This window comes from Nostoc sp. NMS7 (assembly GCF_017115085.1).
Classification (GTDB): domain Bacteria; phylum Cyanobacteriota; class Cyanobacteriia; order Cyanobacteriales; family Nostocaceae; genus Nostoc.
Genome location: NZ_JABXKJ010000082.1, coordinates 14,639 through 40,176, shown reverse-complemented (window position 1 = coordinate 40,176; position 25,538 = coordinate 14,639). Strand labels below are relative to the sequence as shown.

At 40.5% G+C, this 25,538-nt stretch carries 25 protein-coding genes; 11 read left to right on the top strand and 14 right to left on the bottom strand.

Going from position 1 to position 25,538, the window contains the following annotated elements; genetic code table 11:
* Positions 1-65: 65 nt before the first annotated feature.
* From HWQ38_RS08330 to HWQ38_RS08315, 4 genes are all read left to right on the top strand, one after another.
* Positions 66-4,508, top strand: coding sequence for a hypothetical protein (locus tag HWQ38_RS08330; protein WP_292792176.1), 4,443 nt, complete (start codon positions 66-68; stop codon positions 4,506-4,508).
* 4 nt (positions 4,509-4,512) lie between these two features.
* On the top strand, positions 4,513-14,127 hold the full coding sequence (locus HWQ38_RS08325) for a hypothetical protein (protein ID WP_292792174.1): 9,615 nt from the start codon (positions 4,513-4,515) through the stop codon (positions 14,125-14,127).
* 98 nt (positions 14,128-14,225) lie between these two features.
* On the top strand, positions 14,226-14,642 hold the full coding sequence (locus tag HWQ38_RS08320; protein ID WP_292792173.1) for a hypothetical protein: 417 nt from the start codon (positions 14,226-14,228) through the stop codon (positions 14,640-14,642).
* 75 nt (positions 14,643-14,717) lie between these two features.
* Positions 14,718-15,305, top strand: coding sequence for a hypothetical protein (locus HWQ38_RS08315; protein ID WP_292792171.1), 588 nt, complete (start codon positions 14,718-14,720; stop codon positions 15,303-15,305).
* Between the two features lie 167 nt (positions 15,306-15,472).
* Here the strand turns inward: HWQ38_RS08315 and HWQ38_RS08310 are convergent, their stop codons facing one another.
* Entirely contained in the window at positions 15,473-15,700 is a 228-nt protein-coding gene (locus HWQ38_RS08310; protein WP_292792169.1) for a hypothetical protein, read from the bottom strand.
* A 131-nt stretch (positions 15,701-15,831) separates the two neighbouring features.
* Between HWQ38_RS08310 and HWQ38_RS08305 the strand changes: the two genes are divergently transcribed.
* The 5 genes from HWQ38_RS08305 to HWQ38_RS08285 all read left to right on the top strand — a co-directional run bounded on the left by HWQ38_RS08305 (position 15,832) and on the right by HWQ38_RS08285 (position 18,207).
* The gene (locus HWQ38_RS08305; protein WP_292792167.1) at positions 15,832-16,014 is read left to right on the top strand and encodes a hypothetical protein; all 183 of its coding nucleotides are present in this window, start codon (positions 15,832-15,834) and stop codon (positions 16,012-16,014) included.
* A 67-nt stretch (positions 16,015-16,081) separates the two neighbouring features.
* On the top strand, positions 16,082-16,396 hold the full coding sequence (locus HWQ38_RS08300; protein ID WP_292792165.1) for a hypothetical protein: 315 nt from the start codon (positions 16,082-16,084) through the stop codon (positions 16,394-16,396).
* Between the two features lie 95 nt (positions 16,397-16,491).
* Positions 16,492-17,046: a hypothetical protein gene (locus tag HWQ38_RS08295; RefSeq protein ID WP_292792163.1), complete on the top strand. Its 555-nt coding sequence runs from the start codon at positions 16,492-16,494 to the stop codon at positions 17,044-17,046.
* Positions 17,033-17,902: a hypothetical protein gene (locus HWQ38_RS08290; RefSeq protein ID WP_292792161.1), complete on the top strand. Its 870-nt coding sequence runs from the start codon at positions 17,033-17,035 to the stop codon at positions 17,900-17,902. The genes HWQ38_RS08295 and HWQ38_RS08290 overlap by 14 nt, the downstream gene beginning before the upstream one ends.
* Positions 17,903-17,943: 41 nt before the next feature.
* Complete coding sequence (locus HWQ38_RS08285) at positions 17,944-18,207, top strand: hypothetical protein (RefSeq protein WP_292792159.1); 264 nt, start codon at positions 17,944-17,946, stop codon at positions 18,205-18,207.
* 139 nt (positions 18,208-18,346) lie between these two features.
* Here the strand turns inward: HWQ38_RS08285 and HWQ38_RS08280 are convergent, their stop codons facing one another.
* The 5 genes from HWQ38_RS08280 to HWQ38_RS08260 form a co-directional block, all read right to left on the bottom strand.
* Positions 18,347-19,396, bottom strand: coding sequence for a hypothetical protein (locus tag HWQ38_RS08280; protein WP_292792157.1), 1,050 nt, complete (start codon positions 19,394-19,396; stop codon positions 18,347-18,349).
* Positions 19,377-19,514 (bottom strand): hypothetical protein, encoded by a 138-nt coding sequence (locus HWQ38_RS08275; RefSeq protein WP_292792155.1) that lies wholly within the window; start codon positions 19,512-19,514, stop codon positions 19,377-19,379. The genes HWQ38_RS08280 and HWQ38_RS08275 overlap by 20 nt, the downstream gene beginning before the upstream one ends.
* Positions 19,515-19,546: 32 nt before the next feature.
* Positions 19,547-20,059 (bottom strand): hypothetical protein, encoded by a 513-nt coding sequence (locus tag HWQ38_RS08270; protein ID WP_292792153.1) that lies wholly within the window; start codon positions 20,057-20,059, stop codon positions 19,547-19,549.
* Positions 20,060-20,159: 100 nt separating this feature from the next.
* Positions 20,160-20,561 carry a hypothetical protein gene (locus HWQ38_RS08265; RefSeq protein ID WP_292792151.1) on the bottom strand — a complete coding sequence of 134 codons (402 nt, stop codon included), beginning with the start codon at positions 20,559-20,561 and terminating at the stop codon, positions 20,160-20,162.
* 140 nt (positions 20,562-20,701) lie between these two features.
* The gene (locus tag HWQ38_RS08260) at positions 20,702-21,187 is read right to left on the bottom strand and encodes a hypothetical protein (protein WP_292792150.1); all 486 of its coding nucleotides are present in this window, start codon (positions 21,185-21,187) and stop codon (positions 20,702-20,704) included.
* Between the two features lie 12 nt (positions 21,188-21,199).
* Between HWQ38_RS08260 and HWQ38_RS08255 the strand changes: the two genes are divergently transcribed.
* On the top strand, positions 21,200-21,481 hold the full coding sequence (locus HWQ38_RS08255; RefSeq protein WP_292792148.1) for a hypothetical protein: 282 nt from the start codon (positions 21,200-21,202) through the stop codon (positions 21,479-21,481).
* Positions 21,482-21,606: 125 nt separating this feature from the next.
* Here the strand turns inward: HWQ38_RS08255 and HWQ38_RS08250 are convergent, their stop codons facing one another.
* The 7 genes from HWQ38_RS08250 to HWQ38_RS08225 all read right to left on the bottom strand — a co-directional run bounded on the left by HWQ38_RS08250 (position 21,607) and on the right by HWQ38_RS08225 (position 24,223).
* A complete protein-coding gene (locus HWQ38_RS08250) occupies positions 21,607-21,765 on the bottom strand; it encodes a hypothetical protein (RefSeq protein ID WP_292792146.1) in 159 nt (52 codons plus the stop codon).
* Positions 21,766-21,802: 37 nt separating this feature from the next.
* The gene (locus tag HWQ38_RS40390) at positions 21,803-21,967 is read right to left on the bottom strand and encodes a CHC2 zinc finger domain-containing protein (protein WP_366933256.1); all 165 of its coding nucleotides are present in this window, start codon (positions 21,965-21,967) and stop codon (positions 21,803-21,805) included.
* A gap of 135 nt (positions 21,968-22,102) precedes the next feature.
* Entirely contained in the window at positions 22,103-22,756 is a 654-nt protein-coding gene (locus tag HWQ38_RS08245; protein WP_292792144.1) for a hypothetical protein, read from the bottom strand.
* Positions 22,756-23,004 (bottom strand): hypothetical protein, encoded by a 249-nt coding sequence (locus tag HWQ38_RS08240; RefSeq protein WP_292792142.1) that lies wholly within the window; start codon positions 23,002-23,004, stop codon positions 22,756-22,758. Before HWQ38_RS08240 ends, HWQ38_RS08245 begins: the two co-directional genes overlap by 1 nt.
* A complete protein-coding gene (locus HWQ38_RS08235) occupies positions 23,001-23,168 on the bottom strand; it encodes a hypothetical protein (RefSeq protein WP_292792140.1) in 168 nt (55 codons plus the stop codon). Before HWQ38_RS08235 ends, HWQ38_RS08240 begins: the two co-directional genes overlap by 4 nt.
* 54 nt (positions 23,169-23,222) lie before the next feature.
* Positions 23,223-23,561 carry a 3'-5' exoribonuclease gene (locus HWQ38_RS08230; RefSeq protein WP_292792138.1) on the bottom strand — a complete coding sequence of 113 codons (339 nt, stop codon included), beginning with the start codon at positions 23,559-23,561 and terminating at the stop codon, positions 23,223-23,225.
* Positions 23,546-24,223 carry a hypothetical protein gene (locus HWQ38_RS08225; protein WP_292792136.1) on the bottom strand — a complete coding sequence of 226 codons (678 nt, stop codon included), beginning with the start codon at positions 24,221-24,223 and terminating at the stop codon, positions 23,546-23,548. The genes HWQ38_RS08230 and HWQ38_RS08225 overlap by 16 nt, the downstream gene beginning before the upstream one ends.
* 41 nt (positions 24,224-24,264) lie before the next feature.
* Here HWQ38_RS08225 and HWQ38_RS08220 point away from each other — a divergent pair, with 41 nt between their 5' ends.
* Positions 24,265-24,606 (top strand): four helix bundle protein, encoded by a 342-nt coding sequence (locus tag HWQ38_RS08220; RefSeq protein WP_366933257.1) that lies wholly within the window; start codon positions 24,265-24,267, stop codon positions 24,604-24,606.
* A 37-nt stretch (positions 24,607-24,643) separates the two neighbouring features.
* On the opposite strand, the gene HWQ38_RS08215 is transcribed toward HWQ38_RS08220, so the two are convergent.
* Positions 24,644-25,294, bottom strand: a complete 651-nt coding sequence (locus tag HWQ38_RS08215) for a hypothetical protein (protein WP_292792134.1) — start codon at positions 25,292-25,294, stop codon at positions 24,644-24,646.
* Positions 25,295-25,538: the final 244 nt, after the last annotated feature.

Below are 25,538 nucleotides of genomic sequence, written 5' to 3'. Positions count from 1 at the left end.
AACGACGAACGGTTAACTTCCTCTCTCTTATACTTCCGGCTTCCTAATTCCGACTTCATTAAGATATGTCATTAACCGCTTATCTAGAGTCTAAAAAATTGACCCTCGACGCTATTAAATGCAAAGAGGGTAAACCCTGTGGTAAAATCTGCATCCCTAAAAAGAGTAAATGTGCTGTTGGCTCTAGTTTAAAATCCCCAGGTGTTCAAGCTAACCACACTGGGCGCATCATTGCTGGGTTAGGAATTGGTGGCGCATTGGGAACAGCAACAGTTGCGGCGGGATTAGGTGTTTTGGGTGCAGCAAAATTACAGGACATTAGAAAAAAATATCAAGAAAATTTTGCTACTTCTGCATTACGCGCTAAAAATGAATCTAAAAATATCAAAGCACCCCATCTAGGGGCAGATACCAAAACAGCAATTTTAACTGTTGGTGGGTTTGGGACAAAAGATGCCTACTCCGAAAGTGAAGTATTGAAAAAGAATATTGAATCTTTAGGAGTAAAAGGACTTTATATTGAACCGCAATCTTATGCAGAGTTTAACGTTCCGACTCGACCAGTAGATAGGGTTACTACAAGACAATCTGCTAACGAAGCGAGAAATTTATTTATCAAAACAGTAGCAAAAACAGGTTATAACCCCACAGCTGTGAAAGTAGCAGCTAAAGTTATTGCTTATAAAAAAGCGAATCCAGATAAAGAATATCACCTAGTTGGACATTCTGGAGGAGGTTTAGTAGTTCAAGAAGCTCATGAAATCTTAGATAAAGCAGGGATTAAAATCAAAACTACTGCCATAGGTAGCCCTGATGTTGGACTAATCCCTGGAACTGGTGATTTAGTTACTACTACAAGTTCGCACGACAAGATTCTTAAATTATCTGGTGGACGGGGAGTAAATGGCAAAAGTTTTAATAATGTTCTCGACCACGGACAAAATAGTTATTTTGCTGATAATGATTTTAGGGATTTTATTAAGAACCGGATTACTCCAGAGGAAGGCAGAAGGTCGAAGGCAGATGGCAGAAGGGAAGATGAAAAAGGCAGAAGGTCGGAGGTAGAAGGCAGGAGGATAGATTCAGATTCTTCACCTTCTGCCTTCACTAAACTTGATAAAGCTATTTGTAAAGTCGGTAAAAATTGTGGAGATATCTGTATTCCGCAAAAATTTATTTGTAAAGCAGAGGGCAAAAGCGGTGGAAAGTTGCAAACAGGAAGTCCTAATCGTTTAGCTGTCACTACTGGGCTGGCAATGGGTGCAGCTATTGTGGGTATCCCTGCGGCTGCTTATGGCGTTCAAAAAGTTAGATTTCAAATGGGATTCCCTAAATCAGCCGAGTTAGCAATGCAGCAAGCTAAGACTTATCAAGCCTTAGATAAACCGTTTGCTGGATTCCGCTCAATTGATGACCAACAACTACCTGGAAGTAAAATTAAATCTGGTGTAGAAAATATTAACCTCAATAAACCAGCAAAACAGATTACCTTTTTTGTTGGAGGGATTGGGGCAATAAATGGGCTTGAAGGCGACCACATGGGACAGCAAATTAGTAAAATGTTGCCCGATCATCATGTTGTAGCTATTGAAGCTCCCGAACAAGATGTTTCTTTTTCTAAAGGTGATGTAGTCACTAGCCCTAGATTTATTAGAAAAACTGTCTCAGCTTTATTAAAAGATAACATTACTAAAGGGCGTAGTGAAATAGCCGTTAGGACTGCTGCCCGTGCTTATGCTTATCACCAAAAAAATCCTCATTTACCCATAAATTTAATTGGGCAGTCCGGCGGTGGAATGCCCATTAGAGAATCAGCAGAAATTTTAAAAAGGATGGGTGTTAAGGATGTTAGGGTTGCTGTAGCTGGAAGTCCCTATTTTGGATTAACTTCGCCAACCGGAATTAGTCTAATTGACCCGCATCATGACCCAACAGAAAAGATATATGGCAAAACAATGCCTAACAAAATACCTGTAGAAGTTACAGGGCATAGTTCATATTTTTCCGAAATTCCATATAAAGTGCCTGAAAATGGCGTTTGGAATCAACAGGTTTCCAAAAGTATTTGGAGTGATGCTGTTCCCAACAAAAGTGTTCAAAAAGTATTAGTAAGTCATTTTGATAGAGAAGGAAAAAGGATAAATTCAGACTCATCACCTCTCCTTCCTTCTAATACTTTACAGCAAATTCAAAGACAGTTTTCAATTCTACTTTCTCGAAGCTACGGAAAAGCGATCGCCAGAATAGGTGGAATTAAAATCTCCCTAGATAATACTGTCACTGGCATGGCTCAAGATAATTTAGGGAAGATATTAAACTTTACATTTAAAGATGGTAAGCTCAGTTATGAACTAAGTAAGAAGACTGCCAAATTAGATAGTTCTGAGTTGGCAAATGGACTAATTGCAAATTATCGCCTAGACAAGAGTTTTGTAAAAAAAAAGTGCGGTAAAGGTTTAGCTTGCGGTGGCAGTTGTGTTGCATCTAACGATGTTTGCCGATTGAAGATTGGACAGATTGCTAGCCCTTCAGAAATATCTAGATTAAATCAATCAATCGTTAAATTTAAACTTGAACAAAATCAAGGTGCTGTGCCAATAACAACTACTCAAACTGTTACTCAAACAACTACAACTGAAGATGTTCCAGTAAAATCTAAATACATTATTAACCCCAAAACCGGAATACCCTACACAATCCGGGAACTCAGGAAACAAGCATCAGAAAAAAGAATTTATGGCTATGGTTCAATGAATATCAAGGAGTTGCAAGGAACATTACAACTCTACGACCAAAAGCCAGAATCCCGTGACAGAATTACCCAAGGTATCACCAGACGCAAAGGATTTAGCACTAGGGCGTTAGCGGCAAGCGGATTGTCGGGAAGAGGTACACCGCTTGAACGTACTACCAAACGCAACCTAAAAAATACTGGCGACACTTGGCGAAAACTAGAAGCTTTAGCCAAGTTTGCAAGTTCCTCCCCTGTAACTTGGGGCGCGGCTGCTGTGGGCGCATTCCTCTTGGGGCAAACCATTAAAAACTATGAAACAGCCAAGCAGAGCTATCGTGAGGGCTTTACAGAGTCAGCCAGAATTGCTGAAGAAAGAGCGAGTAAACTAAACATTCAACATCCAGTGGAAAAAGACGGCGTTGCCACATTGCTCCCCAATGGTAAACCCCGAATGAGTTCCCGAATTAACCAAGATAATATTACTTTTGCCGTGGGATCAGGGGAGGGTTATGGTGCAGAGCAAATGAAAGCGATGCTGCAACAAGAAAAAGACCCCACCAACACCAAAGACTATTGGTTCACTCATAGTAATTACGTTGTCCCTTTTGACCTCAAAGAATTTGGTACACCCCGCCCAATTGGGGGAGGAGAGCCAAATATTGCCAGTACTGTTATCAACGGCGTGGGCGGAATAGTTCGTAACTTTACTCGTAAACGCAACCAAGATGCTGTGGACTTAGCGGCTCAAATCTATGCCCATGCGATCGCAGTTTCCCCGTCGGACGGTAAAACCCTAGTTAACCGCGATAAGAAAATCAACATTGTCGCCCATTGTAACGGCGGGTTAGTAACTAAGGAAGCTCTAGAGATAGTATCCAGGATGGAGTTGAAGGGTAGTCCCACTGGTAAAAAGGTATTAGAGCGGGTAAACACTGTATATTTAGGTACACCACACTTCGGTTTTGCTGAAAACGTCTCACGTCGTCAAAGAACCATTGTCAGTCCCAGAGATCCAATATCAACTTTACCCGTATTTGGAGATGGCGCAAGACAGCAGTGGATTAGTTCAGTCTCTGGAGGAAGTGCTAGTGATTACTTAAAGGATGAACGAGTCCGGGATTCAATAAGAGAAGCATTTGGGTATTACCAAGGTAGTCCAGAAGAAGTTCAACGCAGAGTTAAGAAACGGGGAGACAGTGAAGAAGGCAGAATGTCGGAGGTAAAAAGCAGGAGGATAGATTCAGATTTTCCACCTTCTGCCCTCTGCCCTCTGCCCTCTGCCTTCCTCGTAGAAAAGCAACTAGTCCATTTAGATTTTGCCAAAAGGTGTAAAACTGGAGTTCCCTGTGGTGATATCTGCCTACCACCTGGGCGTAAGTGTCGATTGAGTAAATCTAAATATGATCCTAGAAAAATATCAGCCAGATTAGGCAGAGGAAACATATCTCAAACTGTTGGCGGATTGGGACAGGATTTAGAACGCGCATACTTAAGGTCATCTCGATTAGTTAAAATTGCTCAACGGAAATCCAACAAGAAAGAGTTACCTTTAACTAACAAAGAAAAATTCAAAGAAAGATTAGTACACGAAGGAAAATTAGCTGGCGTACTTTTAGGGCAAGGTACTATTTCTAAAACCATTAAATCAGTTGATGAGAAACTAATTGACTTTTCTGATTTTGTCTCAGAAACTCCTGAAAGAGTCGCAGATGCGATCGCGCACATTAAAGAAAAGTTATCAAACTTGATTAAAAAACCAACACCCGAAACTTGAATTTATGCCAGCATCAAGTAATACAGTTCAAATCATTATTGAAGCAAAAGATGCTGCTAGCGATGTTATAAAAAGCACAGGACTAGCTTTTGAAGGGTTAAATAAATCAAGTACAAACCTTTCCAAAAGTTTATTAAATACAAGCACTTCTTTACAATCTACCGCCAATTATACTGACGCAACTAAAAATAAAATTGCCGAGTTAGTTCCCGTAGTCACTGCTTATGGTGCGGCAATGACAGCAGTACTAGCTAGTGTAGTCACTATCTTTTCAAAAGATACTACAAGCGCTGTTATTGATAAAACAGGGGTTGTCTTTGATGCTTTAGTCCAAAAAAGTAAACAGTTATCTGATGCTTTACTACTTACCGAAAACTCTCTACAATCCACTGGGAACTATGCTGAGATAGCTTCAGCAAAAATTGCTGAAATTGTTCCAATAATTGATAAGTATAAAGATACTATTATTTCTACATTAAGCAGTGTCAATGCTAGTTTCTCTCAAGGACTGAAAAGTGAGCCTATAGCTAATTTAAAGGTAGAGATTAGCAATCTTAGCAATAAAACTATAGAACTTAACCAATCATTATCAATTACGGATAAGTTTTTTGAATCAACTGGTAAATATGCTGATGCTGTCAAAAGTAAGATTGCTGAACTTAGCCCCGTAATTAATGAATATAGTGCGATCGCTAAATCAGCGCTAGCTGAAAGCCTAAAAACTGTCTCGACTCCGAATGAAATCCGTGAGATAGCCAAGTCGGTTAACACAAAAACAATTTCCAAAGGTGATTCAGAGGTAAAGACTGGCAACGTTTCTGGTAGCTTAAGCAAGGAAGCTACCACACTAAATGAAGTATTATCCAATACAAACAAAACTTTTCAATCAACTGTTAAGTATGCAGATGAGGCTAAAAATAAAATTGTTGAGATTGGCCCGTCAGCGATTACTTCTGGTGCGGCCATTGCAGTTACGACGGCTGGAGCAATCGCAGGATTCTATGGGTTAAATTCAGTTATTGGGCAAGTTAAGCAGGTTGTTGGTACTCCCATTGCCGGAAATTTAATTCAAGGGATTGGGCAACAAGCGATCGCAGCTACCAAAGAATTAGCGCCTGTCAAAGATTTAGTTACAGAAATTGGTTCGGTTGCGGGTAGCTTAGGGAGTGGCTTTACCCAAAAGTTATTTAACCTTGATACTCGGAGCATTGGCGAACAACTTAATGCGGGGATAAATTTAGGGGTTAAAAATTTAGCGGATAAAGTTCGCAATCCGTTAAAAGAAGCGTTAGGTACATTTAGTAACTTAGACGAACTTTCTCCTGAGCAATTAAAGCAACGTCGTTTAAATGCCCAGATAGCCAATGTTAGCAAAACTAGCGGATATAGTAACGCTAATGCCCCCGGAGGCGCTAAGGTCTTTGATCAGATAGACAAAACCTTAGCATTAATCTACGCCGATCGCAAAATTGGGGAAAAATTAGGGCAGAATCTTTCTACTGATTTAGTTAAAGGCTTTATTAGTAATACCCCTGCTAAGAATTTACTTTCTGCCCCTATTCAAGAGCTAATTAATGGCTCACTTACCAATGCAATTCTAAAAATTCCCCAACAAAAACTATCTGCTAGCTTTGGCAGTATCCTTGGCACAGCTAGTACAGGTGCAAATGCGATCGCATCAAAAGCTGGGGAAAGTTTAGCAAATAAAGTTTTTGGTGGATTTGAAGCTGAAGCGAAAAAAAGCGCGGGTAAAGACCTTATTGGCAATACTTTTCAAGGGGTTGGTAAAAAGTTTACAGACGAGGTTGGGATTGGCACAAAGACACCATTGCCTCTGCCTATCATTGGTAATCTTCGTGAAAATGCTGCACCACAAGTGGTTGCTGAGGCTGCAAGAGTTGCCGTTAACTTCGTCTTGCCCGAACCCTTAGCACTTGTCAATGAACTTATCGATTATGATGCAGCCGTCGAAAAACTTTTTGACACAGTTGGTATCAAGGGAGAAATACCAGGACTAAAAAAGCTTGATGCTGCTTTGGGGAAAGCGGTTTCTGCTGGATTAGGCAAGGGTATTGATAGTGGAATCTCAAATGTCCTAGCACCACTAATTGATAATGCTCTAGATTATGTTACCAAAGAATTCCGAACTGCGGGGGCAAATGCGATCGCTTCTGCTGCAAGTGCTTTCCTCCCTGAATACTTGAAAAATGTCGTCAAATCCAGTCTACTTCAAAGCGGCACTGCCGGACTGATATTTGATACCTTAATAGATAACCTCAAGCCAGAAAAACTCCTTTCTAATTTTTCCGCGCTAGATGGCGTACTTGAAAATCTTGAAACCAATGTCAACTCAGCTTTAACTCTTGTCAATAGCTTACTTGAAAGGCTTAAAACCAGTATTGCTGGTGGAATCCCTGGTATTGCCAACATAATCCCTAGCTTAAAATCTGGAATTACTGAGATTTTTGACTTTCTGACAAATGGGGTTACGCAAGTTGAATCAGTTATTCAAAAATTATTAATTTCCGTCTTTGATGGCATAGAGTTAATTAAATCTTTAATCCCTAGCTTGATTGGCGGAGTTTCTAATTCAATTGATATCATTCAATCTTCTTTGAGTAAAAGTTTTGTATTTATTGATAACTTTTTAAATGAATTAAAAGCTCCTGGCAACTTTGGGCAAGAATATACTGTACAAATAGAATTTATTCAAAAACAGTTTGTAAGCTTACAGTCTATTGCTGCCACTACTCTTTCTTTTATTCAAGAAAAAGTCCTGGTTTCTACAAATTCATTTGTTGATTTTGGTAATGCTCTCCAAAAAGCAATTGTTTCTATCTCATCATTTACTAGCAGTGTTTCTAATAATATTAAGAATCAAATTGGGCAATCTCTAACATCTGTAATTGCAGATATAGATAGAAATGCTCCCAATCTTGCCGCTACTTTTAATAATTTGATTGATGGGGCAATCGCTGGTGTTGGTGCAAACGGTCAAGGAGGTTTTGGTAAAATATTTAATGGGATGATTGATAATGCAAAAGAAACAATTGCGACTGTTACTCCTATCCTGACTGAGTTCTTTGCTTCGACTGAATCCCGCTTTGTCCAGTTTGTAGGACAAGCTAGGCAAATTCTAGGAAGTATTGCCGGAGTGCTAGCCCAATCCCTCGGTAAAGTAGTTGCATTTCTTTTGGAGGACGAAACTCAAGATTTCTTTAAGGAATTATCGCCAGAGATTAAATCAGCTATCCAAGGTATATTCGGCAATACTTTTTCAGATTTAATTGGATCTGTGGGAGCAAATGCAGCAAAGTCATTCATTGGAGGGTTTATCGGAGCGGGAATTGAAAGAATAGTCCCACTAATAAATACAGTTGATGCAGCATTGCTTACAGTTTTTGATACGTTGTCAAGTTTGCCTAGTAAAATATCCGAACCTTTGAGTCAAGCAGCTAAGATTCCTGCTTTCTTAGGCGAAATTGATCAACCATTAGTTGCGTTTGGTAAAGTTAATTCATTGATCGAGACAGTCACTGGCAGTATTGTTAGTGCTACCCAAAGTCTAGGATTGTTTGGCCAGGGGATTTCGGCATTACAATCTGCTAGCGCTGCCCCATTTGAATTCTTGATTGCCCAAACAGTAGAACTAAGAGAGCAACTACTATCAACCCAAGCATCATTGGTCGCCACATCTAACATTACAAATAATCTTACAGGCAAGCAAGCAACAGATCCAACCACAGCTATTCAGTCTTTAGAGTTACCAATTAAAAATGCGATCGCTGATCTTAGGGCTGGCTCTTTAGGATTAGCAGGTGTAACCTCTGGTGATTTAGTTCCCCTATTCCAGCAAATTGCCGGAGAAATTACAGCTATTGGTGGTAATTTAACCAATGCCAAAGATTTATCTTTAGATTTTGCTGCCGCTCTTGGTACACTAAATATCCCCCTAAGCGAGAGTAGGACCGAAATCGGATCAATACTTAATGGGACTATCAGCGTAGAAACTAAACTAGCTCAAGTATTAAATATTAGTAATGCTCAAGTAGCTAATTGGAAATCACAAGGTCGGTTGGTTACTGAGTTACAAAAAAGACTTGAACCATTCCGCGCGGGTAATGCATTAGCAGCAGATGCATTCAGTGGTGTTACCAGTAACGTAAAGGAAATCTATAAAGAAGTTGGCAGACAGTCAGGCGAAAAGTTACTCGATCCTTTACTCAAACAAATTACAGAAATTTATGACTATCTGAAAGTTAACGAAACAGAAATTATTAGTTATTTCAGCGTAATTACTGACCAAATATTGAGGATGGGGTTAGCGGTTGCTGATGCCGGCAAGATAGTTTTCTCTTCGATTGGAGGTTTTGCGGCTGAAATACCTCTGTATTTATTTACTACTTTGGCAAACGTGGTGGAAGCAGTTGGAGAAGCAATCAAATTTACCTCTGAGGTATTAAGTCCCGCTATCCACTTTATTACAGAGCTAGCCACATTTGTTCGCCCACTAGCCAGTGAATTCTTACAAATGTTTGTCTCGATGACAGTCCTTTCCAGCGCAATTAGCGTATTGGGGAGTGCCTTCGGTAGCGTAACCCGATTAGTACCAGGATTAAACAACGTCATTTATGCATTAGATATTCGCACCAATGGTGTTGCAAATCAATTTATTAATTTAACAAAAGTTTTGGGTACTGGTGGCGGCGGATTCTTAATCTTAGGTAAATACCTAAATTCTATCCCTGGGGCATCTGAAGCAGCTAGTTTAGCTTTAGGCCCATTGGGGGGAACCTTGGTTGGATTTATCCCTACTCTTGCTGATATTGGTATCCAAGTAGCCGGGCTAATCATTTTGTTTCCAGCGCTAGGAGTATTTTTAAGTGGGTTAATTTCTGCATTACCTACATTCATAACTTTTGTAGGTACACTTGCTTCTCAAAATATTTTTCTTGCACCACTTACTCCATTATTTATCAAAGCAGCCGCAGGGGCAGAATTATACGCCGATGCTAGTACACGAGGAGCAGTAATTACCGCACAGTTTTCTGGAATATTAAAAGAAGTAGGTAGGTCAATTGCGGGACAAATCCTCTCTTTTGGCATACTAGCTGGTGGTGCATATTTAGCTTTCTTAGCCTTTGACCATTTTATTCTCCAGAATCAAGCTTTCAAAGAAATTCTGGAATCAGTAGTTCAGGGATTGGGCGTTTTGGGTGAAGGCATCAAAATTGTTTTTGGAAGTATATTGGGCAATGCAATTGTTGTGGCCACAGCATTTGGGATTGCAGTTAGATTAAAACTACTCTTACCAATAACTGAATTAATCGCGTCAACCTTGGCTGGATGGGCTATAGGTGTTGCGGGGGCTATAGGCGGATTAGCAACAACCTTAAGTGCATTAGGGCTTGTAGAAATGGCTGCTTCTGCCTCAACTGCCGCCGTAGGGTTCAAAGCTTTGGGAATAGCAATGACCGAAGGGACTGTGAAAGCTGCTGGATTTCTAGCTACCAATGGAATTGTGGTGACAGAATTATTTGGAGTTACTGCTGCCACGGGTGGAGCAACTGTCGGTGTTGCTACTTTTGCCACAGCGTTATATAGCGCGATCGCACCTTTACTACTTTTACTTGCTCCCCTAGCACTATTTGGCGCACTTCTTGCCGGACTTGCCTTTGCTGCCTATACTGTAAAACTAAATGGTTCAAGGGAAGCAACCGAAATACTAACTGAACAAACCCAACGGTTATCAGAGCGATCACTAAAAGTTGCTAGTGAGCTCAAAAAAGCTGGAGATGTTCAAGCTGAAGCCAACAAACGGGCAGTACGCCTTAGTGATGAGCAATATAAAGCTAATGAAAAATTAGTCAATCAAGCCAAAGGACAGCGTGCTGATTTAGCCCAAGAAGTTGTAGAGTTGCAGAGTCAACTAAAAGATGCGGTAGGCGATGCCGAAAAAGCCAAGAGGGAACAGTTGATTGCTGATATCCAGTCAAAAATCAAACTCCTCGATTCTCTAGTTGGGAACGTCCAAATTAAGCCTGTTGACTTAATACGTTACGGATCTGCTTATGAACAATTAGCAAACCTGGCTACTGCTGCTGAACAGGCCATACTTAAATCCTCTGGCGACCCAGCTGCTTTTAAGCAAAAAGCTGAAGAACTTATTTCCAGTACCCAAAAGCAGTCGGAAGTAGGGGAAATTAGCGCCGAAGAAGCTATCCGCCGTTATAACCTTGTTGCTACCAATGCTAATGCCACCTCAGATATCCAGCAGAAAGCCCAAGAAGCAATTACCGCAACCTTTAAACGCGAATCCGATAACCGAGTTGCCATCGTTCAAGCGGAACAAGCAGCCATCTCTGCCCAATTAGCACTAGGGAGAGTTGAATATGAAAACAATGCTGCTGCGATCGCCGAAGTCCAAAATAGTGCTCTAAAATCTCGACTAGATGCCGAGAAAGACGCGCATGAAGTAAAAATGAAGCAGATTCAAGATGAATTTGATAATCAAGTATTTGTCAATACATCTTTATTGAATCAAAAAGAGGCAGCCGCTAATATAGAAGCACAAAGAACGGCAGATAGAGAAGCTTTTTTACAGGGATTTACTAAGGCTGAATTAGGAAGGGTAAAAGCTGCGATCGCGGCAAATCAAAGTAGTGACCCCAATAGCCGCAATGCCTTCCAAGAACTTGCCTTCATTGAAAAACAAAATGACTTAAAAGAACAGCAGAAACAACTTGAGTTGGAAATTGAGGCTTCAAAAGTTCGCCAAGCTGAAAATCAAAAAACAGCTAAAGATAAACCATTAGATGTAGATTTAGAAGCTCGTAAAACCTTAAAAGAAAAGATAGTCCAAATCGAGAAAGATAAAACTGCCGCTCTGACTTCTGAACAAGTTAGAAATGCTAGAATCACGTCAGAATTAACAAATCAAGTTGCAAAAAATGAAACTGATGCAGCTAAATTAGCAGCTGACTTAAGAATCAAGGTAAAATCCGGGGCAATTTCTCAAGAATTAGCAGCAGAACGACAATTAACTTTTGCTAAAAAAATAGAGCTAGAAACCCAGTTAAGAAATGTTAATGATACTTACGCTGAAAGTAAGAAAGAGATTGTACGGAGTTATGCTGATACTACCAAAAATTTAGAAGATGATAATGTTAAAAAACAGAAAATAATTAGCACATCCCCTAAAGATTCTGATGCCTTTAAATCCGCTACCGCCGACCTCACTTTAAATAATACTAAAATAGTCAATGCAAATAAAGCGAAAAACAAAGAGCTAGCTCTTTTAGAACAGAAGCATGGAGTTGAGGTAAGTAAAATCAACTCAGATACTCTCAAAAATCAAGCCGAATCAGAGGAAAAAGAAAGTTCAATCCCACTTAAGATTCTAGAACGCAATCAGAAGAAAGCCCTTGATGCCGTACAAGCAGCCCAAGATGCACGGTTGGGTCAAGTTCAGCAACTTGAAAATAAAGGGCTGCTTACTCATACACAAGCAGAAGAAGAAAAAACCAAAGCTACTAGAATCAATACTGCTGCCCAATTAAATGAAGAACGCCTACGACTCAAAGCTCTACAGGCACTTCCCAGACCTAAAAATCAAGAGAAAGCAGCAGACTTTGATGCCACAATCAGAGCATCACAATTAAAGGTTCAAGGTTTAGTTAAATCTTCACTTGATGCTGAGTTAAACCTTTATCACCAACATATTGCCACCATCCTTGAGAATGTTAAGGATGAAGATACGATTCGAGAAACTCAGTTAGAAAATCAATCGCGGCGAGGGCTAGTAAGTCAGAATCAAGTTGCTGAAGAATTAGCAAGGCGTAAAATAGTTAGCCTAGAAAAAGACTATGCTTTAGAAACTAAAGATGCTTCCAAACGTAAAGATTTAGCTTTGCAAATTGAGAAAGCGAAAACGGATTTACAAAATAAGCATATTGCAACTGTTATTGGTGACATCAAAGATGAGGATACTGTACGAGAAGCACAACTTGAAAGTCAAGCGCGTCGAGGGTTAATTGTTCAGTCGCAAGTTAACGAGGAATTGGCTAGGCGAAAAGTAGCTACTTTAGAGAAAGAGCTTGCGCTTGAAACCAGTAATCTTTCTAAACGTAAAGATTTAGCTTTGCAGATTGAGAAAGCAAAAACAGCACTACTTGATGCAGAAATAAAAACTCGTCAGGAGAAACTGGAACTTCAAAATCAGAAGCTAAAAAATCAGATTGATGAGCAGAATCAGGGTTTAAAACGTCAGGGAGATTTATATGCAATTCTTGTTAAGGCGTTAGAGCAACGTAATAAATTACAGGAAATTGCCAAAGATTTAAACAAAACCGGTACTGATTATGTTGTGGGTGAACTAGATGTATTATCAAGTATTGAAACAAGTGAATATCGTAAAAAAGAACTGGCAGAAATTACAGCTAGTATTAAGTTGCGATCGCTCACTCTCCAACAAAAATTTGAAAGGGAAAGTTTAGCTAACCAATTTAAACTTCAGGAATTAGCCTTGGAGCAGGAAGCTATCCAAAATCGCATTGCCCAAGGTAATAAGGTATCAGATATTGCCGGGACAAAAGCTGATATTGCGATCGCCGAGGCTGACCCCAGAAATAAATCAGAAGCCGGTCAAGCTAAAATTAAAGCTTTGCAGCTTAAATTGAATTCTGAATATGACGTACTTGGTAACTTGCAAGATGAAGCTGGTTTGATTGGGCAAAAAGCTGTCGTACAGCATGCGTCGGAAAAGGCTCAGTTGGCACAACTGGGCATGAAGCAGAGTTTGGAAGAGATAAAGGCGGAGGGTGATTATGCCAATACTCTGCCGCCAGGGAAGAAACAACAAGCAGGGAGAGCCATTGAACAAAAAGTTGCCCAACTTTTTGGACAAAAGAATATTCAAGATTTGCTCAATGCTGGAATCGCTGACTCTCGTAAACTCGCTAACAATGTATTTGGCACACCAAACAGTCCTGACATTTTGGGAGCTATAAATCCACAACTGGGTGGGATTTTGGATGAGGTTGGTGCCAACAGCCAAGCGGGAAGGGCTGCGATCGCTGACACCCAGCAAACTTTTAATAAGCAGTATGGGAATACACAAAATATTACTGGGGCGTTTACTACTGGCATTGCCAAGACTCCTTTCCAGCTTCCATTAGAGGTGCAGCGATCGCAGGCATTGAGTAACCAAATTTTAAAGCAGGCAAATCAACCTGATGGGACTGACCCTCGCAATAAATCTATATTGGAACGAAACTCACAAGCAGAAACAAGTTTTCAAGCACGGATGGATAAATTTCTTGGATTGCAACCAGAAGATAAACTAAAAACGGGAAATTTACCTGACTCATCTCTCAAACTGCCATCTCCTACTGAGAGAGGATCTTTACTATCACTAGAGAACTCTGGGAAGCTTTTCGGGGAAGCTATAGACAAGCTGCTTACGTACCTCAAAGATCAATCTTCCACTAGCAAGAAAGGTGGTACTAGCTACAACATCAAGGTTGAGGGTGGGCAAAAGACTGCCACTGCGACAGGCAGTGGAAGCGATTCAAGCCTAGAAAACGTGTTGCTTTTTGCTAAACAAATGGCTAGCGCTTAGTATTTACGTAAGTATGAAATATTTTTAGGTAAATTTGCTACAGCCATTTTCTCTAAGAAAAGCTACAAAAAGAGAGGTGGTAGTTATTCAGTATAAAAATGCACTATTTTAAGGGCTTTGTCGCACTGATAATTTCAATACTAATGTTTGGTGATGCTGCGTTGGCGCAGCCCACCGTAGGCATCGCTCAAAATACAGAAAAGTATCTTGATCTAGGTTCCGACAACAGTGGTGATCCTTTTTTGCTTGACACCACGACTATGGGGAAGGTAGAGCCTGGTTTCGGCAGCGTCTTGTTCGTTTATCAAATTAAGAATGGTTCAATGAACGAAATTCTTATTAAATCTTCATGCTTAGAAAATCGCTTATGGGTTCTGGGCGTAAGAAGTTTTGATCAGAATGGAATCGAGGTAGCTGAGAACAAAGAGCCAATGGAAGTAAAAATTGGAAGCGCTAGCCCAGCGCGTAGATCCATGCAGTACTATTGCCATGTGATCGGTGCTACTGGATGGTAAAAGGCGATCGCTCCGAAGCCAGTTAAACCTCAATAAAAACACCACAAAGTATGTTACTTACAGTTTTAGCCTTTTATGCTTAAAAATTTAGTTTTGTCAGTGATGTCTGCGGCGGGCTGCGCCTACGCAGTTTTCGGCATATCTTCATTTTCATTACCTACAGTGCTAGCACAGAGTACCGGTTGCAATAGCTACTGGGTGAATCCATCAACCGAGGAAGAGGAATGCCTAGATTGGCTTATATCGTCGCATGCATCACAAGTGGCTGAAAAGCAGCAAAAAGAACTCAGCGGCTCTGTAAAGGTGTTTGAGGGACGAAATGGAGATAAAGCTTATATTCCGTTAAATTCTATTAGAAAATTTAATCGGTATGGACAAAACAGAGTACATTTTTCACTCACTACTTTTTTCGAGCATATGAAAGTTGGTGGAGCAGTGAAAGACAATGTTATATTTGATGCTGATTGCAATAGCTACAGCATGAGGGTAGATAGCCATTACACTTATGATCCCAACAATGGAATTGTAGATGGCATGACTTACGGTACTACGTGGAACAGCCAGTATCAAACTACAGCGCCGTCACCATTACTTACAGTCCAGCCTGGAACTAAAGGCTATGCAGCTTGGGAATATGTTTGCGAGCCAAAAAGTAATATCTAGTTCTACTTGCGATCGCGCTCTCGCTCAAATTATTTAACCACCGAAAACCCTCGAAATTGCGATTTTGAGGGTTTTCGGTGGCGTAGCAAGATGGGGCAGGCATTGCCCAATGCCCTGTTTGGCCAATGCCCTGTTTGGCCAATGCTCCCATTCAACATAGTCTATTCTTATGTTGAATGCTGATCAATCAAATCTCGCTTGACTGCCTCACAAATGACTCGCCGCAGGTATTTCACTCTTTCTTCTTGTGGAAGTGCGTGCAGGGCATCATGAATACTTTGCGGTAACTTCAAGCCCGTTACCTTCTTTGACAATGGCTCTGTCAATTCTTCGTCGTAGACTTTAAATTGCTGCTTTTTAAAACCTTCTGACTGTACTGGCGTGGGATTGGTCATTGCTGGTTAACTAGTGATAGCCACCATAATAATCCCTAAAAATAATTAAGTCAATCGTCGGCATTCCCGGTTAACCGGGTTATAATAATAGTATGAGGGAAAAAGTTCACCCCCTCAAATAAGGAGGTAGATTGACAGATCCAAGTTACAAGGGCAATGGAGGAGGTGAGGGCGAAATGCCTGCCTTCCGAATCTTTCAATTCGAGGACAACAAATGGGTTGAAGAAGATCCAGTCACCGGAGAGAAAGAAGAGATCGATAGAGAGGACATCATAGATGACCTAGACATCGACGAAGAGGAAGGCAACAGCTAATTCTTGCCCTGATAGCCCCCAACTAGTCCTTGGGGGCTATTTTTAAGTTTACCTTGCGGAGGTTTGGATGGAAAGCATAATTCACCCTATTAGATATCGAGTTATTGAGCGCAAAATTACCCCGGACTCGTCTTACTGGCATTTTAGAAAAGGTAAAACTTTTTACAACCCATTAAATTTACCAGATGGCGATATTGAATTCATGTTTGGCACTACTAAGAAAAAAGTTGTTGTTGAACTGTTCCGTCTTAATTGTGGAAAGCCCGGATACTATCTGGCAGACTTGCGCTCAAAAAAATACTATTACTGTGGGCAGAACTGGGATGACATAAAAGTACAGTTGCGATCGCTCGGTATTGGGCGTGATGATCCAATACAATAAGCCCTTTTGGTACGTGTCCCGGTACGTACCGAGACACTTGACACAGTACCTTTATATCTGTATTCTGGTACGCATCCCGACACGTACCAGAACGTATGCAACAGATTGATAGAGTAGCGATCGCACCACTCAAAGAACGCTACGGACACCGCAAGTTTTATGAAGAATACCTTCCTACTCTGGGTATTCAAACAATAAAGGAGGGGAAAAATGCTTATATTACCCAATATGAAGCGGAGTTATTGGAAAAATACCATGAGGCAAGAGGAAGGGGGAAAGATGCGATCGCGCAATTCCTGTCAACCTTGGAACACGTACCAAATTTAGATGACCAAGCTGTTTTGGAACACGTACCGATACGTACCGAAACGTATTCCACCCTTGCAGACGACATATCGCGCATAGAACTTTTGCGGATGGCTGGCACACTGCAAGATATGAACCCTGTGGCTAGATGGCTAGCAACTAACTGGGTATTGCAAACAGTAGCAACACAGCAGATTGTAATTATTCGTTCTGTGTTGCTTGTATTATTAGATATAGACAAACTGCCACGTTTGAAACGCTTCATGGCAAGGGGGTTTGAATTCCGGCGACTGAATGATAAAAGTAATCAGGAATGGTTGGCATTGCATAATGAAATATGCTAAAAGCCTTTTATACGGCATCATCGTAAACGCATCTAACTGCGATTATCACGATTACGCAAATTGGCAATTAAGATGTCCCAAGTGTGGAGAGCCAGTCTATTTAATTGGAGCATCTAAAAGACAAGAACACGCTAGACTTGCTCCAAAATCAAAGCAGATAGTAATAGTAAGAAGCGCCGAAGTAACCGCGTCATTTGCTCATTTTAAAGGGCTAGCTGATGATGTTTGTGAAAACTTTAATTCTCAAATCAGCAAAAGTTATATTGAGAAAGTTGAGCGGATTAACAGAGAACAAAGGTTAAAAATATATAACAAAAAGTTTCTGGAAATCGTTGGTTACAACAGAACAATACGTGGTTGCTTTTTCAACGCATTCAAAAAAGTTAATCGGGTTGATAATAAAACAATTAAGTCAATTGAAAAAGACGCTATAGAAGATTTTCTTTACGTAGTTGTAAATATTGCCCAATTGCAAATTGGAGCCAAGAAGCTTCTAGAGGAGCTTAAGTCAGAAATCAACCCATTGATTCGTTTTGATACAAGCAAAGCCAAAAAATCAGAAATGAAGCAGTTTGCAAATTGGGCAAAGGCACTTGATGTTGACAGACAAATGATTTTAGTATCTGAAGCCGCGGACTTCCTAAAAACTTGCGCAGCTAAAGCGATCACGCTACAGTTATTTGAATTATCTTTTTCGCGTCTAATATTTTATCGTACAGATATACTTGATTTAATTAAAGTTACAGATAAAAATATTGAAGTGCAAGATGTCCAGTATAGGACGTTGATTGAATTTTGCGTTACAGAATTAGCACAGATATTTGCACTTACCGATTGGGCGGGGGCAATTCAATGAATTATCTCTTTATTATCACTTTCAGTTTTGCATTTTGTGCAATGGTTCACCTGTCAAGAAGAATAGAAAAACAGTTGCATGAATTGAGAAAAGAAATTATGCCCAATATAGAGATAGATTCGACAAAATACGGACAGATAGCCTATGAACACTTTTGTCTTGGTAATAACATTCCTCCCAACTGGAACGGGCTTGAAATTGAGCAGCAAGAATCGTGGATAGAGATGGCTGATGCCGTTATTTTAGAATATAACGGAATACGGCGCTGTGCGCCTGTTCCTCCGGGGCTTTCAGACTCCCGTTAAATTCTTGTAAAATCCCAACAAAGTAGCTTATGATTACTTTGCAAAGAATCATGGATTGATGATAAATGGCTTCATGCCACAAAACCGGGGAAGTTCCGGGCGGGTTCGATTCCCGACTTTGCACTTTTAGATAATTTGCTCAACAACGCCGGAATCTCAAATGTTTTGAAACAGGATTATTAGGTACGTTAATTATCCCCTGCGCCTCAATTACAGGGTAGTTGTTCGATGTTAAGTCGGTCATCGTGCTACCTATTTGTCTTTTGATACCATTGACATCATACAAGAATCCGCCATGTTGTTCAAGTTTTCGCCGCCAGAAAACATCAATTGAACAGTAGCGCAAAGATTTATAAATATATCTTTTTTCGTGCAATTCGGATATCTCCTCACCCTGCGATCGCCGATAAGCCAAAATCCAAGCAGCGCGTAAGAGGCGATCGCGCTTTTCATCTTCAACAGCAGTATCAATAAGAGGATAGTTAAGTTCTGTTAACGGTAGATATTTTATCAATAGTTCCCCAGCTTCCGGTGGATAAGGTAGGGGATTTGGGGGATAGGAGCAGTGATTTTCTGGGTGATCAGCACGATTACCGCAATTAACGTTACTGTTATATTTGCATTTGCTGTTAAGTATTTTTAACGATATTTTGCAGGTGTTGCCACAATCACACTGCAATTTCCAAGTTGGTTGATTGTACAAATCTTTTTTACCCGTTAGGGCGATCGCTACTAAATCGCCAAATCTAACTCTTTTGATATCAATAGGACGGCGACTATCAACCAATATTTGTTTGCCTCTGCAACCGCAGGAGATTTGGCGACCACTATCAAGATTTGTTCTAGTTGATTCAACGATGTTGCCACAATCGCACAGCACTTTCCATAAACGCCCATGCTTGGGGTGGCTGCTACCTAACCCAAGTACAAGTAACATTCCAAATCTTTGCCCAGTGCAGTCAGGTTTTGCTCGTTGTTGATTGCGCTGTATTTGTCTTAATCGTTTTTGGCATCCGCAAGAAAGGTTCTTGTGTGTTGCAAAATTACTGCGGGGTCTTTCAATAATTTTGCCGCAGTCGCACTGCAATCGCCATAATTGTCTATTGTCTTTGGAGCGTTTCTCGGCAATACCCAGCACCGTTAATAATCCAAATCGCTGCCCTGTGCAATCAGGCTTCTTTACCGTCATCTTCAAAATAAGTAAGGAGTAATAAGTAAGGAGTAATAAGTAAGAAAGATGGAGTATGATTATTTGCTTGTGGAAGAAGCGATAAGTTAAAATTCTTTCTTTCTAACTCCTTACTCATTACTCATTACTCCTTACTCCCCTTCTTTACGGTCATTTTGATTCTTGCTGTTTCAAATACCTTCGTGCGATCGCCTCTTCCTCGTCACTCAAAGGTTCATCAACAACTTGAGATTCTACAAGAATTGATTCAGCGTCCGTATTCTGTTCTGTAACAGTGACTTGCCCAACAAGCAGCTTCACCTGTTCAGAAGTTAACCCTTTATCGATACTCAGCAAACTTTTATTTAATTCTTGAATTTTCTTTCTAACTGCTGCTTTATCTGCATCAGACTGAACTTTTGACTTTTGTAAAATCGCAATATTTAACGAGAGCATGAATACCGCAATTTCCATGCTGTCAAGAGACATCGTAAATTCATTGGGTGGCTTATAGCTAGCAATGTCACTTGGAATGGATGGACAAGCGACAGAAACGGCATAGGCAACCCGCGCATCATCCTCCCAATCAGCCATGCCATTTTTCATTGATACCGCTATTTTGGTCAGAATTGTGTCGCTACTGTTGGCGATCGCATATTCCACACCGCGTAATTTATAATTCATTTTTTTTAATAAGGAAGGGAGAAAGATGGAGTAATGAGTAATGAGTAAGGAGTAATGAGTTAGAAAAATCTTACTCCTTACTCATTACTCATTACTCTCTTTAAGGTGTCGTAACACCAAATGCTACAGGCGTTGCAGGTGTTGCAGATGTTGAATCAGGAGTGGTTGTCGCCGCTACAGGAGACGTTGAATCAGGAGTTGCGGGAGGAGCTACTTGAGTCGTTGAATTAGAAGTTGTGGAATTGCCTAACCTTGCGATTATTGCAGCTACCTTAGCCGTGGAATCTGCGATCGCTTGTTTTTCAGCAGACAATTCTGCTGGGTCTACAGATGCTCCAGATGCGGCAATCAGTGTGTTGTATTTATCTTCAAGTGCTGTGTAAGCATCCTTCTCGGTCTGAGCAGCTGTTTCATACTCGGTTACAACCTCAGAGATGCGATCGTCTAATGTTTGAAGTTCTGCATCTTCCGCTTGAATGCCAGTAAGAATTTCTGAAGCCATTTTCTTGATCTCCTTTATATCTTGAAATAATGGATTGAGTATTTCGTGAATTGCGGTTGCAATAAAACCAAGTGCAGTCTGCATTGGAGTCAATGTTTTCTATCAAACACAAATTAACTCATTTTAACTATATTGACAAGCTATTTAATTACGTGCTGTCCGTTGATGTCAACATAAATTGCAATATTTGCGATCGCACCACACACAACATCAACAATATAGTTGTTTGGTGATTTCAACGCCTGCCGCTTCACAGTGGTAATTTGCTCGTCAGTTTTGAGGTCATAAATTAGACTTTCTCTAAGAAATTGTTTTAACGCTGGAATACCGTGGTGCAAATCTAGAGCCGCCGCCAATGCCAACCCTTCGGAAGAAATGCGATCGCTTGCTCCCAGTGTCATTAAAATTTCCATTTTCACCAACAAAAATTCAAAACCCTGCCTCACCTCAGTCCCAGATGTTTTACTCGGATCTGGGTCGAGTGAGCGAATTGTAATTACTCCAAAGCGATCGCCTGGAGCGATGCCCTCGTTTCTATATGTCTGCTCTAGTTCAAAGTAGTTAGTAAAGTAATTGTTAAGGTCGATAAAGAAATCTGAGCATAATTGGGAGTACGGACTTAACATCAACTGATACCTATGCAATATAGCTTTGAGGCGGAATTTGAGGTTGCAAAAGTGGTAGCGATCGCCCTGTCTTACGGGTTAATTTTCCGTCGTTATCTAGGAAATGGGCTGCCAACTTTTGATATTTTAGACGAATATTTAGATGGTATAGGTTTTAAAGTTGCGACGGCTCAATGGACGGGTGAATCTTGGGCTTGCATCGGACAAGCTGATTGCCCTGATAGTTCATATTCTGTTATTGAAAAAGTTTTTGGATTAACTGATAGCAGATATTTTTGGGAAATATCGAAATAGCAAATGATACTTAGTGCGTTCAAAACCTAATATCATATCTCCTGCTAAAAGTCAAAGAACCACGGTTCCTTTAAGGGTGTTTGCAATAAAACTTTATCCGCTAACGTTGTAGGGTGGGGAGGATGTCAATCTTGCAGCCTTGGATTTGCACAATCGTCATGCACTGCTCCAACTATTCTGCCATCGCATCTTGTAGCCCACCACGACCAGCCTTTTAATTTGAAATTGAAGATGATCGCGCGATCGCAGATTAAACAGATATTTTTGGGCGGTCGGTTAGACATTAGCTTTTTGTGCAAGGCTACGCTTAGTTTGCCCAATTCAAGTAGTTAAATCATATTTTGCGGATAATTCTGTTACTATCTCTTTACTATTTTTGTTGGTCATCAACTCCAAAAACTTAATTGGATCGCCATGTTTCTGACATCCAAAACAATAAAAAATACCGAACTTTGGTGTGATCGTAAAGGTACTAGCGATCGTCACCAATAAATGGTACGTCGTAAACTATATTTGCTTGATTTAATTGATTTTCATTAAATTTCAATAATAGCTCTATAGACTGATCCATATTTAGACTTCCGCGAAATTACCCTAAATTGGTGACATCACTATAGCAATTCAAAATCCGTCTGGTGGAGTAACACCGATCGCACCTAACGCAAAAACTATTTCTTCCTTCCTCTCCAAAAACATTTCATCATCAACCACTTCAGCTTTCTTCCCCCAACCCTTCCCATCATCAGCGTCGTCGGGATCTTTCATCCGTTCGTTAGCCTGTTTGCATAACAACGCGCATTCTTCAAGTGAATGAACCTCCCAAAGTTTCGGTGCATGACGCTTAAAAATCAAATACAAATCAGTCTTCACATCCAGCACATAATCGCCAGTAGTCGGCGCTACCCTCCCATCGTCAACTACAACTGGTGTTTTTTCCAGTGAATACCCCATTAATTGCTCAACGTGCGATAACCCAGGGCGCACCGATTCATCTTCTCCCACTGGTGCAGTGCAAACTAAGAGGAGATGGCGGGATTCATCGGTCAAGCGATCGCACTTTACACCCAACAATTCGGCAACCTTTTGATAATGTAGGGGAAAGTTATTATATAGAACAAGAGCGACTTCATCCGGCGGCCAGACAGGCATTCCCGACAACTCTTGCAGCAACTCTAAATGATAGCTGCGGATTTTTTGATGCTTGATGGCTGGAATATCGGACTTAAATAAAAGTTGAAAATCATTATCAGTAAAATCTAATCTAACCCATTCCATTAGAGTTTAAAGGGATCATTTACAGACAAAAAACTCTTAATAGCAAGCAATAAATTATCAGGTAGGACTTTTGATTTTAAGAAGGCGATCACGTCTTCTCTGGTAGCAAAAGTTTCTTCGGCTAACCAAAATTTTGGGTTGTAACCAGATTCGTCAAACCATTGCAACTCACAAATTGCAATCTCTTGTCCGTTAAACTTAATTCGGTAGTAAATTTCATTACCGCTATTCTCTTCTTTTTCAATCACTGCCAACCCTCACCCTGGTAATTAAGCCATTCCCAGCGCCTTTTCACAGTCTTTGCACCCAATAGTGCATTGTGATTTCCATCTACTTCAAGTGAAGGTGGTAACTCACTAGACTCAATTCCTCTTTCAACTTCAGCTAATTGAATAATATCATTGCACCGCATTGGGAAACCTTTGGGTAAATGCACCATTTCGCCAAAAAGCCAGCAGAAACCCACCTAGTCATAAGCGCACCACTCACCCCAGAATTCTGGTTTTTCATCCATTGGCAAATTGCAAAGCGATCCAAATGTATGATGATATAGTTCAGATTCCGGCTCTTGTTTTATAAATGCCACTACTTCAAATGCAATCATGTCCCTGGTTTTCCATGCAGGGTCATTTTTTACAGGCAAACTAGGGATAACATTTTCTTGAACCCAATAATTTGCTTTGCTAAAATTGCACTCCTCGTTGACCGCATAAAACTCTCTGCCATCTTGGGCAACAATTCCAATACTAATCAAATCTATTGTTTTGGCGTTTTCAATAAATTCTAGGTCTATGAAATATCGCATAAAGTCTCTATTTCTACTTCTCCAAGATCAATTTTAACGGTTCGCATCTGATTCTTAGGCGAAATCACCCCACCCGTTTGAATTTCTCCCTTCACCCCAACATACTTAATTGACCCGTCCCCCCATAAACAGACGAGGTGCGATCGCACCTCCACCAACAATTCAGGCAACACCACAACCACCCTTGGATAAACTACCGTAGTGCGAACCTTGACTACCTTATCCTTGACATTACCGGAAACATAAATTCTCCCCTCTGAATTAATCGCAATCTGGTCATCTTCAGTCACATCATCTCGCTGGGGCATGACTTCCAAACCCACACCCTCCCCAGCTTTCTCATGAGAATCAGTCAAGTAATAAGCGATCGCATCACTCAACCCCTCTTCAACTATTTGAAAATCCGTCTCCCCCTGAGAATTCTTTAGCCGCCCATACCGAGACTTGGGTTTTGCCTCCAGCATCTCAATTGAGGATGAATCGTAGTCAATGCGAAAATCCTTGCCCAGTGCGATCGCGTTCAGTTCACCACATTTTTCGTTTAATTTAAACCTTAGATGCACTTCCTCATCGGGAACTTTAACCAAATTAGGGATAGCGTAAGCAGAAATAGATTCCCCTTTAACTTCTATCCATGCCCTGTAAATTTTTTTAATATCCAACTTCTTTGAGTAATGAGTAATGAGTAATGAGTAATGAGTAAATACCCATCACTCATAGAGTAAAAAGAATTATCAAAGCTTACTCTGAGCTAAATAAAAAGCCTTTTGACAATGCGGGTAAAATTCTATCTAAGCAATTCTTGAGAAGTGGAACATCAATTGGGGCAAATTGTTCAGAGGCTAAGTATGCACAATCAAACAGAGACTTTGTAAGTAAGTACTCTATAGCTTTAAAAGAAGCTAACGAAACTTTGTACTGGATAAGAATAATGATAAGGTCAGAGCTAGTCCCAACGTCAAAGTTTCAGAGCTTAATTGAAGAGAATGAGCGAATTATCAAAATACTAACATCTTCAATTAACAAACTAAAAGAAAAACAATAGCTAACTCATTACTCATTACTCATTACTCATTACTCCCTCACGTAATTGGTCGATTAACACCCTGCGCTGTCTGAATAGCATCAATCGTACTATTCCCAGTCCCAACAAGTGGCCCAAAACTTTGTTTCAACACAGGCACAAGTCCACCGTCATACCAGTTCCCAGAAACGTTGACAGATGGAAACCCAGCCGGATTTGCAGTAAAAGTAAGGGTGGCATCAGCAATTTTCCGATGCAAGACTGTCCCTGAATTGGGTGTTGTAGTGGCAAATACTACATTTCCAACTGTCGTAGAGTCGGCATTTGATAATACAAATGCTTGGGCTGGAATTAAAGATGTAATTGTAATTATATTGCCGCTAGATTGAGCCTGGACATTGGCGTTGGTATTAATTAAGGTAGCCAGAAAAGCAGCGATTGAAGTAGCTGTTTCCGAAGCTATCTGCTTATGTCGATAAGTGTGAACATCAGTGCCTACAGTTACTTGAATCGCATAAAAATCAGCCGTCGTTCCTGCCGTGATGGTGACGGTAGAAACTTGGGCAACGTTATTTGGGTCAAGGGTCAAAAACCACTCTGTTTTAATTGCGTTCGCGGTTGTCGTAGTAACCCGGAATTCTGCCTCTAGCTCAGTCGGAGTGGTTGCGAGGTTCTTGGGGCGATCGTAATCAATAACACCAATGGGCATAGCAATATTGTGAAGTTAGTAGGAAGAAGGAAGGAGGAAGTTGTGTTGAGGAAGGAACAGTTCCCTTTGACAGCCTCGGGTCTTTCGCTGCCATCTACTTTACGCGATCGCAGTTAATTTTTTTATAAATTCGCTGTTTCAGCGAACGCCATTATGTGAAACAGCGAAATCCAGTCTGGGAAAGGAGTAATGAGTAATGAGTAAGGAGTAATGAGTTAGAAAAATCTTACTTATTACTCATTAC

Bases quoted from the DNA above. Each gene is read 5' to 3' on its own strand.
- HWQ38_RS08330 (WP_292792176.1), top strand. From the start codon at position 66: ATGTCATTAACCGCTTATCTAGAGTCTAAAAAATTGACCCTCGACGCT.
- HWQ38_RS08325 (WP_292792174.1), top strand. From the start codon at position 4,513: ATGCCAGCATCAAGTAATACAGTTCAAATCATTATTGAAGCAAAAGAT.
- HWQ38_RS08320 (WP_292792173.1), top strand. From the start codon at position 14,226: ATGCACTATTTTAAGGGCTTTGTCGCACTGATAATTTCAATACTAATG.
- HWQ38_RS08315 (WP_292792171.1), top strand. From the start codon at position 14,718: ATGCTTAAAAATTTAGTTTTGTCAGTGATGTCTGCGGCGGGCTGCGCC.
- HWQ38_RS08310 (WP_292792169.1), bottom strand. From the start codon at position 15,700: ATGACCAATCCCACGCCAGTACAGTCAGAAGGTTTTAAAAAGCAGCAA.
- HWQ38_RS08300 (WP_292792165.1), top strand. From the start codon at position 16,082: ATGGAAAGCATAATTCACCCTATTAGATATCGAGTTATTGAGCGCAAA.
- HWQ38_RS08295 (WP_292792163.1), top strand. From the start codon at position 16,492: ATGCAACAGATTGATAGAGTAGCGATCGCACCACTCAAAGAACGCTAC.
- HWQ38_RS08290 (WP_292792161.1), top strand. From the start codon at position 17,033: ATGAAATATGCTAAAAGCCTTTTATACGGCATCATCGTAAACGCATCT.
- HWQ38_RS08285 (WP_292792159.1), top strand. From the start codon at position 17,944: ATGGTTCACCTGTCAAGAAGAATAGAAAAACAGTTGCATGAATTGAGA.
- HWQ38_RS08280 (WP_292792157.1), bottom strand. From the start codon at position 19,396: ATGACGGTAAAGAAGCCTGATTGCACAGGGCAGCGATTTGGATTATTA.
- HWQ38_RS08275 (WP_292792155.1), bottom strand. From the start codon at position 19,514: ATGAGTAAGGAGTTAGAAAGAAAGAATTTTAACTTATCGCTTCTTCCA.
- HWQ38_RS08270 (WP_292792153.1), bottom strand. From the start codon at position 20,059: ATGAATTATAAATTACGCGGTGTGGAATATGCGATCGCCAACAGTAGC.
- HWQ38_RS08265 (WP_292792151.1), bottom strand. From the start codon at position 20,561: ATGGCTTCAGAAATTCTTACTGGCATTCAAGCGGAAGATGCAGAACTT.
- HWQ38_RS08260 (WP_292792150.1), bottom strand. From the start codon at position 21,187: ATGTTAAGTCCGTACTCCCAATTATGCTCAGATTTCTTTATCGACCTT.
- HWQ38_RS08255 (WP_292792148.1), top strand. From the start codon at position 21,200: ATGCAATATAGCTTTGAGGCGGAATTTGAGGTTGCAAAAGTGGTAGCG.
- HWQ38_RS08250 (WP_292792146.1), bottom strand. From the start codon at position 21,765: ATGTCTAACCGACCGCCCAAAAATATCTGTTTAATCTGCGATCGCGCG.
- HWQ38_RS08245 (WP_292792144.1), bottom strand. From the start codon at position 22,756: ATGGAATGGGTTAGATTAGATTTTACTGATAATGATTTTCAACTTTTA.
- HWQ38_RS08235 (WP_292792140.1), bottom strand. From the start codon at position 23,168: ATGCGGTGCAATGATATTATTCAATTAGCTGAAGTTGAAAGAGGAATT.
- HWQ38_RS08230 (WP_292792138.1), bottom strand. From the start codon at position 23,561: ATGCGATATTTCATAGACCTAGAATTTATTGAAAACGCCAAAACAATA.
- HWQ38_RS08215 (WP_292792134.1), bottom strand. From the start codon at position 25,294: ATGCCCATTGGTGTTATTGATTACGATCGCCCCAAGAACCTCGCAACC.